Genomic DNA, 9,267 nt, shown 5'->3' with positions numbered 1-9,267 from the left:
TAAACTCAGGGTATTCCCTTTTATTTAAAAGTCCACTTTTTGGGGTACAGATCAGGAAGCCCTGGTTTTTTTATTTGTCCTTAGCTAAGAAGTCCGTTCAGGGCTTTGATGTTTTATGCCTGGATGGAAAGATCTTTCTTTAGCATGTCCCCAAGAAGGTGAAAATCCACCGGTTTACTTAAAAAACGAGTGGCACCAAGACTGTCTGCTTTGATGCGAAATTCGGGGGATTCGTAAGCACTCACCATGTAAAAGGGAAGCTGCGGTTTTTTTTCGTGAACCTTTTGAAGAAGTTCAAAGCCATCCATGTCGGGCATATTGATATCTGAAAGGATCAGGTCCACCGGAGGCACGTCGCTTCTTTCGAGATACTTCAGGCAATCGGGAGCATTTAAAAAGGAAACAAGATTGAGTTCCCCCAAATTGGCAAACAGCTTTTTGAACTTCAATTTGTACAGCAGATGAGTATCCGCTTCGTCGTCAACAATAAGAATATTAATCATGAACCGAGTCTTTCATGTGCAAGTGGGAGGGCTAATACGAATTCACTCCATTGTCCAAACTCACTTGAATATTTTAATGTGCCGCCATGTTTTTGAGCAATATTAAATGCAACTGTTAACCCAAGACCGGCCCCTTCTCCGGCAGCTTTGGTTGTTAAAAAAGGGTCAAAGATTTTTTCACCAAGTATTTCAGGGATCCCTACGCCATTATCGCGAATGGTGATTTCGACCATGTCCCCGCGAATTGCCGTCGACAACGTTAATTCTGGTTCAAAGACCTTGTTAGAGAGCACCTTTTTCTCGAGCGCATGAATAGCATTGTCGATGATATTTGAAAGTGCTCGTAAAAGGGAAGTTGCATAGACCGGGGCAATGACGGAGTCCCCGAGGCGATAGGTCACTTTGGGAGGAACGTAACTAGAACCGATGGCCCTTGTCGAGACGGTATCCTGATAAGCGCGTTTCACAATTTCGCTAATATCTGTCGCCTCCAGGACATCGCTGTCGTATCCCGATAGGATCTGCATAGAGCGGACGATTTGATCAATGCGTTGACTGTGTTTAAGAACCACGCGGCTGATCTCTCTGATTTCTTCAATGTTTTCTGAATCAGTGAGGAGTTCGCTGAAATTCAGAACAAAATTTAAGGGATTACGAATTTCGTGGGCGACGCTGGCAGTGAGGCTTCCCAAAGAGGCCAGACGTTCTTGCGCGACAAGGGTTGCTTGCATACGTTTGATTTGCAGCATGGCCTTTTCAAGGCTTTCGTTTTTAGTTGTTAACTGTCGCGTGCGCTCGATCACTTTTTGCTCAAGGCTTTGGTTTAACCGTTCCAACTTTTCATTGGCCAGAAGAAGATCTGAACGAAATTGATTGATGGAATCAACCAAGACGTCTAGTTCATCCTCCCCTTTGTGGCCTGGGCGTTTCAGCTGAAGATCCGTTTTACTGCGGCGATCCGTGCTTTTTAGGTAGCCGGCAATGTGCTGAATATGAACGACCAAGATGTGATTGAAAATAAAGTACAGCAAAGAGACAACGACCAGGGTTTTAGCGGCTTGGCGAATAAAGATCCAGATGGCGTCTTGAAAATATCGCTCTCGTAAATTTTTAACGTCTAACTCGACGTCGAGGCTTCCCAGAATTTCGTTCGTGTTTTTGTGGTAAATCTCAAAGCGTTTGTGGTTGTCGTCGCTGGGATCAGATTTCCCGGATTCATAAATGGTTTTATTGTCCGCCACTAAGCGAAGATAGCTCACGCCTTGCAGGCGACTCAGTCCGTCTAGTTGAATCTCCAAAAGTCGAGTGTCATAGGACCAGAGGTGCTCGGCCATCGAGTCGAGGTAGGAGTTTTTGATGATGGCGAAATTGTTCTGTAACTTATCAAAATCTCTTTGATAGTCCATAATAAGCTGGATGGCCGTTAGAATTAACGTAGCAAAAGAACTCACGGCCCATGTTGCAATGAGAAGCTTTAAAGAGAGTGAGTTTCGGCGGAACCAGCGTCTGGAGTTACTAGATGTCACAATGCACTTATCGAACAATTTGGCCAAAAAAGGCACGAAAATTTAACCCCGGGGAATTACAATTCGGAAAGATTCTCAAATATCGACACTAATAAGAATAGTTTTCGGTTAGTATTAGGCTTCATTATGATGCCCAAAATAGCGGCAAATTGGACTCGGTGCCGGGGCCAGAACTGTTTTTTTTCCGAATATATTTACTTCCCAGTAATCGAACACATAGTTAGACTGAGTGTAGGAATTTGCATAAGGTTGATACGGATATTAACCCCCGCAAAAACCTCTTGTGTCTTAAAAAGCGCAAGTGCTCGTTAACCCACAGGGAGGGAGAGGATATGAGCGAGGGAAAAGTACAACAACTACCACTTTTGCCCCTAAGAGACCTCATCATTTTTCCACATATGATGATGCCTTTGTTTGTTGGTCGCGAAAAGAGCATCAATGCTCTGGAAGAAGCGATGAGCAAACAGACCGATATCGTGTTGGCGGCTCAAAAAGACGCTAAAACAAACAATCCCGAACCCAAAGATATCTTTGCTATCGGTACTGTTGGAACAATCATTCAACTTCTTCGTTTGCCAGACGGAACAGTGAAAGTTCTGGTTGAGGGTAAACGTCGTGTAAAGATTAAGAATTTCGTAAACAACGAGAACTTTTTCATGGTGTCTTGTGAGTCTCTTGATGAAGACTCTTCAAACATCGTTGAGGCGCAAGCTTTGGTTCGCTCTGTGAAGGGCACCTTTGAGACTTATGTGAAGCTTAATAAGCGCATCCCTCCTGAGATCTTGATGCGTGTGTCGACGATCGAAAACCCAGGCGAACTTGCCGACATCATTGTCGCGCAACTCAATCTGAAGTTGGAAGACAAACAAGCCGTTTTGGAGATCATTGATCCATCCAAGCGTTTGGAGCATTTGTTGAACTTGATGACAGGTGAGATCGAGATTCTCGAAGTCGAGAAAAAGATCCGCACCCGCGTGAAGAAGCAGATGGAGCGCTCTCAAAAAGAGTACTATCTCAATGAGCAAATGCAGGCCATTCAGAAAGAACTTGGTGAAAAAGATGATTACCAAGCTGAGTTGCAGGATCTAGAGATCAAGACCAAGAATAAGAAGATGAGCCAAGAAGCCAAAGACAAGGTCATGAAAGAGATTAAAAAGCTCAAAATGATGTCACCGATGTCTGCGGAAGCGACGGTTGTTCGCAACTACATCGACTGGGTTCTTTCTCTTCCTTGGTATGACTACAATGAAGAAAAACATGACCTTAAGAACGCTCAGCGCATCTTGGATGATGATCACTGGGGTCTTGAGAAGGTTAAAGACAGAATTTTGGAATACCTTGCCGTGCTTTCGATTTCGAAAGACATGAAGGGGCCAATCCTTTGTTTGGCGGGCCCTCCAGGGGTCGGTAAAACATCGTTGGCAAGATCTATTGCCGAGTCTTTGAATCGTCCGTTTGCCAGAATTTCTTTGGGTGGCGTGAGAGACGAAGCAGAGATCCGTGGTCACAGAAAAACGTATGTGGGAGCAATGCCAGGTAAAATCCTTCAAGCTCTTCGCAAAGTTGATAAAGGAAATCCACTTGTTCTTCTGGATGAGATCGACAAGATGGCCAACGACTTCCGTGGGGACCCAGCGGCAGCGATGCTGGAGGTTTTGGACCCTGAACAAAACAATAACTTCCAAGATCACTACTTGGAGCTTGAATACGATCTTTCAAAGGTGATGTTTATCGCGACAGCGAACTCACTGCATACTATTCCAAGACCTCTTTTGGATCGTATGGAGATCATCAATCTTGAAGGTTATATTGAGCAGGAGAAATTCCACATTGCGAAGAACTACCTTGTTCCGAAGCAGTTGGAAAACCATGGTTTGAAAGACTACAAAGTTTCGATCAAAGATGAAACGATCCGCGACATCATTCGTTACTACACGAAAGAGGCTGGCGTTCGTAACTTAGAAAGACAGATGGCCAATGTGTGCCGTAAGGTCGCTAAGGAAATCGTGATGGGCGAAACCGTTGAGAACTTTAAGGCAGAAGCGAAGACTGATAAGAAGTCCGCCGCTGCTAAAAAAGGTGCGAAAGCAGCAAAGACGACGGCTTCCAAAACATCAGGCTACGTGGTGACACCACAAAAGCTGGTCGAACTTTTGGGACCTCACAAGTACAAGTTTGGTGTGATCGAAACGGAAAACGAGATCGGTCTTACCAACGGAATGGCTTGGACGGAAGTGGGGGGAGACCTCCTGGCTGTCGAAGTGAGTGTTGTGCCTGGAAAAGGCAAGTTCACAGTCACGGGCCAACTGGGTGACGTGATGAAAGAGTCTTGTTCTGCGGCGATGAGCTACGTTCGTTCCCGAGGTCCTTTGTTCGGATTGGATAAAGAGTACTTCTCAAACATCGACGTGCACATCCATTTGCCGGAAGGTGCTGTTCCTAAGGACGGTCCTTCAGCGGGTATCGCCTTAACGACTTCGATCGTCTCTGCGATCATGAAAGTCCCTGTGAAGCGCACAGTGGCGATGACGGGAGAGATTTCTCTTCGTGGTCGTGTGATGGCAATCGGTGGCTTGAAAGAGAAGATTTTGGCGGCTCATCGCGGTGGTATTAAAATTATCATCTGTCCTAAAGAGAACGAAAAAGATCTCAAGGACATTCCTAAGGAAGTGATGAAGGATTTGAAAGTGATCTTGGTAGATCATGTGGACCAAGTGTTGATCAACGCTTTGGACATTAAATCTCCAAAGGAACTTTTCAAAATCCAAAAAGAGCGCGAGTTCGGCATCAAGGCCCAATACACAGGCCAAGCCGTCCACCACCACTAAAAACGGTGCCTGGTGACTTTTTCTAACTAAAGTGCGTTATCTAGAAGGCCCTCCATCGAGGGCCTTCTTTATTTTTCCCTTGCGAAGATCTTTGGTACGCAAGGCGATATTCTTTAAGCCCATCGCGTTATTTTAAGCCCCCTCTTGGCCCCACGATTACATTACTGAAATCAATTCTCATTATGCCCACTTTTTAAGCAGCTGTCCGCGTCTTGCATTGACGAAATCCTGACAATCTGTAAAAACCTGAACCCCTGCGAGTAATTTTGTATTTGTTTTGGAGTTTTAGGAACTTATGAATGAACTAGAGCGTGCCTTTGAGCTCGGCAAGTTATACTGCGATCGGGGTGAATTCACACCGGCCGTGCAGCATCTTCAGGATGCTTCGAAAGGATATTTTGCTGAGAAAAATTTCTCTCAATACTTGAAGTGCTTAAACCTGTTGTTGCGTATCTATGCAGAGCGCGAACAGTTTGAAGAAATCAACCTAACAAAAGAAAAACTCCAAGATTTAGTTCTTAAAGAAGGCTTTGAACTGAACTCCAAGACTTACTACACACTCGCAGTGTGCGCGTCTTACAAAGGCCAACTTGAGACGGCGATGGACTATCTTCAGAAAGCTTTGGCAATCGCTCTGGCGTCTGACAACAAAGAAGATATCTGTCACGCGATCTTCGGTCTGGCGATGGTTTACTCTCATCCTTCGACAGGTCGTCATTCTGACGCTTTGAAAGAGATCTACAATCTTCAGGTTTTCTTCCAAGTCTATCAAATGCCTGATCTTCAAGCGGCTTCGTTGTTTTTGAATGCGGACATCTTAAAGCAAATGAAAAAGTATGACGAAGCGATTGAGGTTTTGTGGAAAGCCTACGACATCGTCAAAGAAACTCGCAATGTGGTAATGTCGAATTACCTCATGGGCGGCTTGGCGGACGCATACTTTGAAATCGGCGATAAGGATATGGCAAGAACCTACATCACGCTGGCGCAAAGATCTGTTGATGGTGAAAACCAAAAACGCCTGGCGCGCATGGTGAAGACACTCGCTGAAAAAATCGGTGGTGAGTCTCAGACAAACTTCGATCTTATCTTTGATGAGGTCAATCACTCGGTCATCGAGAAAAAACTGGGACGTATTGATTTTAAAAATCAGTTCATTTTGTTGGATCTTCTGCGCTTGTTTGTACAAAACCAGGGTCAGATTTACTCAAAAGAATTCCTGGTCGAGAATGTGTGGAAGCAGCCTTATGATCCTGCGATTCACGATAATAAGATTTACGTGACGATCAAACGTCTGCGTAAGTTGATCGAACCTGATTACGAAAAACCTAAATATATTTTTAGAGCCAAAAACGGATACTACATGAATAAAGCGGCTCGAGTTCATTTCGAGCACTAGGGGGGGATTCATGTTACGCAGAATTTTCTTATCAACTTTGGTTGTAATTTCGGCGATGACGATGTCAGTAAGTGCTTTTGCAGAGCCTGAAGAGCATGTGATGCCTGCCAGTGACGACCGTTGGGTTCCATGGCCGTGGGCTTTGGCTCAGCCGTTCCCATGGTCTGATATTCAAGGCTTGTGGAAGGTTGAACAAGGGGACTTCGTTTCCTACTTCGCTCTGAAGGTTGTACGTCAAAAGGCGACAGGCCTTCGTCAGTTGCAAGTGAAGCAGTTCGACGGAGACACTTGCCGAGTTCTCGCGACCGGCGTGGGTATTGAGCGTAATCAAAAGATCTTAGCGCAAATGACCAGCAAGGGTGGAATTACCTACAGAGTGCAATTGACGGCCTTTAACGAGAAAGATTCGCCAATTCCACCTTTAAGAGGAAGTGTTCCAACCCAAGGTGTGATGGTCCTTTCTATGGGTACTTTGGATGTTCAGGGGCTTGAGGGGATGGTTCATATGCAAATTATGAAGATCTCAGCATACCTGACTCAAAAAGTTTGCTTCGACGACGTAAAAAAGTAGGATTTTTTAAAAAAGTTATTGCCAATAATGAGGGACCACTGTTACAAATTGGTCCTTCGAGACGATAGGGAATTAGCTCAGTTGGTAGAGCGCCACCCTTACAAGGTGGATGTCGTCGGTTCGAATCCGGCATTCCCTACCATTTATTTTTAGATTTCAAAAAAAGGTCAGATGTAAAAGTCTGACCTTTTTTATTTTCCCCTCTTAAGAATTAATTTCTTGATTACACAATTGTTACAAAGTGACCAAAATTGATACGACCCTGCAAAAGTTTCTGCTAGATATCCGCGCACATCACTGTGACACACACTGTGTTTTTAGCGACGCACTTTTGGTGCTGGAGACTTAAATGAAGCAATTGCTGACAGTTTTCTCATTACTTTTATTTGCAATGTTGTGTTCGGTTCAGGTTTTTGCCCAATCCAGAACTGAAATTGAAAAACGTTTGATGGTTGAAGATCCTTACGAAGCTCCTTATGGAAAGCTCTTTGATGAGGCCGCATACTTCCGAGGGGAAACATACCTTAATCAATATACTAACGTGATCGTCATCAATAAGGCGGCCCGTGGTCCTAAAGCTCAGACACTTCGTCTATATACAAATCGTCAATTGATGTTAACGACAGACGTTTCTACGGGCCGGGAAGATCTGGAGTACATCAGCGCTGTTCGTGGAGTTATTAATAAGATCTTTAAGGGTTCTACGGAGTCTCACTGGCGACATACAACTCGCGGTTTTTACACCATCAAGCGCGTAGAAAATGAAAAATATCGATCGGGTGAAAGTAAGTTCCAGATGCCTTACGCCATGTTCTTTAATGAAAAGCGGGGTCTGGCGGTTCATCAGGTACCTCCCGATTTAAAAGGGGGAGAAGCCGTGGGGGAAGCGGCCTTGGGTTCTCGCGCCTCTTCAGGCTGTGTGCGAGTTCATAAGGACTTTATCACGCAGATCTATTATGCGGTTTTGGCGGCAGACAAAGGGCAGATTCCGGTGCTGGATACTCGAACTGGTCAGCCTAAATTGGACGACTATGGCCAAGTTCGCTACGAGCGTGGCTATAAGACACTCGTCATTGTTGAGGAGTACTAGGATCAGGTTCCGACGGACTTCGTCTTGACCCTCTTTTGAAAGGGACATAGAAAGGCTGGGATATTTCCCGGCCTTTTTTCTTTTAGGAGTCTGCTATGAATCTACTTGAGTTGGTCAATGTTCCCGATGAACGACGCGATCATCAGTGGGAAACAGACTTCTTTATGTCGATCACCCAAGGCAACCTCAAACTTATTCACGAAGTCCCTCAAAAAGGTCCCGATGGCTGGCCTTATCTTTTGGCAGAGACGTCACCGGAAGCGACTGAGCCTGCGAATAAAATCATGCAGTGGTTGGCGATGAAGGGGGTGGGCCTTGTTGTGAACCCTCGTAAAGAATATCCCGATTATGTGTTCACCTACGGAATGCTTTGGCATTTTAAGGAAACGGGACTGTTCTATAAAACCGCGTCGGAGTCTCCCGTGGGAACTGTGGAGATGGAAAAAGGGCAGGGGCTTCATGCGGGGCCGCCGGCGCCACACTACTTACCTCAATATGTTCGCAATATCTTAAATGAATTTTTTCGTGATCAAAACGTGCTTCGCCCACGCATCTTGGTGATGAGTGCAGATCGTAAACACTATGATTTGGCATTTTCTCTTGAGTCGTTGGGAAATCCGCCCACCAAGGAGCACCAGGGAATTGCCGAGGCCATCAGTTGGTTTTTGCCTCCGCACTACTCGGTGGTGTTGGTTTCTGAAATCGGCCTTCCCAAGTTTGTCGATCTTGTTTAAAAGAAACCCGCTGAAAAACCAGCGGGTTTTTTCCTATTCAAATAGACCCTGAATTCTTTCTTTAAAAAGTCGAATCTTTGTTTGCACGTCAGCGGAGCTTTCCATCAAGTTCAAAGAGCGTATCAAGAGATCTGCCTCTGCTCGACAAAGGCGAATCGATTCTTCTTTGCTATAGGGACCACGGTAAGCTTTGATGGCACACTCGGCATTGGCGGCGGTGCCTCCCCGTTTACATAGTTGCATGGATTCTTCTTTGCTGAAGGGGCCGCGGTAAGCGGTTGTGGCACAATCCGAAGGGCCATTTGCGAGGGTGGCTCGCTGGCAGAGTTCGATAGATTCCTCTTTTGAAAAGGGACCGCGATACGCGCTGATAGCGCAAATAGCCGGAGCTTTTGATGTGGCTCCGCGACAGATCTCCATGGATTCTTCTTTTGAGAAGGGGCCTCTATAGGCCTCGGCGACGCAGTCGAGGGCGTCTTCTGGGTTGCGAGGTTCTGTGGCGGTGCAAAGGTATTCACGGCCATCACGAATTGTGACAAAAGAATCCGCATAAGCAGATCCAGAAGCCATTAGAAAAATTGAAAATGTTAGATTAAAAAGTGGTTTCATTTTGTTT

Annotated in this window: 8 protein-coding genes and 1 tRNA gene; 6 read left to right on the top strand and 3 right to left on the bottom strand. The window is 45.4% G+C overall.

What is annotated here, in order from left to right; genetic code table 11:
• Positions 1–113: 113 nt before the first annotated feature.
• Together ACM64D_RS16830 and ACM64D_RS16825 are read right to left on the bottom strand one after the other, a co-directional pair.
• Positions 114–503 carry a response regulator gene (locus ACM64D_RS16830; RefSeq protein ID WP_415064403.1) on the bottom strand — a complete coding sequence of 130 codons (390 nt, stop codon included), beginning with the start codon at positions 501–503 and terminating at the stop codon, positions 114–116.
• Entirely contained in the window at positions 500–2,029 is a 1,530-nt protein-coding gene (locus ACM64D_RS16825) for an ATP-binding protein (RefSeq protein WP_415064402.1), read from the bottom strand. Before ACM64D_RS16825 ends, ACM64D_RS16830 begins: the two co-directional genes overlap by 4 nt.
• A 332-nt stretch (positions 2,030–2,361) precedes the next feature.
• Between ACM64D_RS16825 and lon the strand changes: the two genes are divergently transcribed.
• From lon to ACM64D_RS16795, 6 genes are all read left to right on the top strand, one after another.
• Positions 2,362–4,857 (top strand): endopeptidase La, encoded by a 2,496-nt coding sequence (lon, locus tag ACM64D_RS16820; RefSeq protein WP_415064401.1) that lies wholly within the window; start codon positions 2,362–2,364, stop codon positions 4,855–4,857.
• Positions 4,858–5,152: 295 nt separating this feature from the next.
• Positions 5,153–6,256 carry a winged helix-turn-helix domain-containing protein gene (locus ACM64D_RS16815; RefSeq protein WP_415064400.1) on the top strand — a complete coding sequence of 368 codons (1,104 nt, stop codon included), beginning with the start codon at positions 5,153–5,155 and terminating at the stop codon, positions 6,254–6,256.
• Between the two features lie 10 nt (positions 6,257–6,266).
• The gene (locus tag ACM64D_RS16810) at positions 6,267–6,827 is read left to right on the top strand and encodes a hypothetical protein (RefSeq protein WP_415064399.1); all 561 of its coding nucleotides are present in this window, start codon (positions 6,267–6,269) and stop codon (positions 6,825–6,827) included.
• A 66-nt stretch (positions 6,828–6,893) separates the two neighbouring features.
• Positions 6,894–6,969: transfer RNA gene (locus tag ACM64D_RS16805), tRNA-Val, on the top strand.
• A 207-nt stretch (positions 6,970–7,176) separates the two neighbouring features.
• Positions 7,177–7,917 (top strand): L,D-transpeptidase, encoded by a 741-nt coding sequence (locus ACM64D_RS16800; protein WP_415064398.1) that lies wholly within the window; start codon positions 7,177–7,179, stop codon positions 7,915–7,917.
• A gap of 95 nt (positions 7,918–8,012) precedes the next feature.
• On the top strand, positions 8,013–8,651 hold the full coding sequence (locus tag ACM64D_RS16795) for a hypothetical protein (RefSeq protein WP_415064397.1): 639 nt from the start codon (positions 8,013–8,015) through the stop codon (positions 8,649–8,651).
• A gap of 33 nt (positions 8,652–8,684) precedes the next feature.
• Here the strand turns inward: ACM64D_RS16795 and ACM64D_RS16790 are convergent, their stop codons facing one another.
• Positions 8,685–9,260 carry a hypothetical protein gene (locus ACM64D_RS16790; protein ID WP_415064396.1) on the bottom strand — a complete coding sequence of 192 codons (576 nt, stop codon included), beginning with the start codon at positions 9,258–9,260 and terminating at the stop codon, positions 8,685–8,687.
• Positions 9,261–9,267: the final 7 nt, after the last annotated feature.

Source organism: Bdellovibrio sp. (assembly GCF_047637665.1).
GTDB lineage: Bacteria > Bdellovibrionota > Bdellovibrionia > Bdellovibrionales > Bdellovibrionaceae > Bdellovibrio.
The sequence above is the reverse complement of the archived record's forward strand: the minus strand, read 5'-3'. Positions and strand labels throughout refer to the sequence as shown.

Bases quoted from the DNA above. Each gene is read 5' to 3' on its own strand.
- ACM64D_RS16790 (WP_415064396.1), bottom strand. From the start codon at position 9,260: ATGAAACCACTTTTTAATCTAACATTTTCAATTTTTCTAATGGCTTCT.
- ACM64D_RS16810 (WP_415064399.1), top strand. From the start codon at position 6,267: ATGTTACGCAGAATTTTCTTATCAACTTTGGTTGTAATTTCGGCGATG.
- ACM64D_RS16800 (WP_415064398.1), top strand. From the start codon at position 7,177: ATGAAGCAATTGCTGACAGTTTTCTCATTACTTTTATTTGCAATGTTG.
- lon (WP_415064401.1), top strand. From the start codon at position 2,362: ATGAGCGAGGGAAAAGTACAACAACTACCACTTTTGCCCCTAAGAGAC.
- ACM64D_RS16815 (WP_415064400.1), top strand. From the start codon at position 5,153: ATGAATGAACTAGAGCGTGCCTTTGAGCTCGGCAAGTTATACTGCGAT.
- ACM64D_RS16795 (WP_415064397.1), top strand. From the start codon at position 8,013: ATGAATCTACTTGAGTTGGTCAATGTTCCCGATGAACGACGCGATCAT.
- ACM64D_RS16830 (WP_415064403.1), bottom strand. From the start codon at position 503: ATGATTAATATTCTTATTGTTGACGACGAAGCGGATACTCATCTGCTG.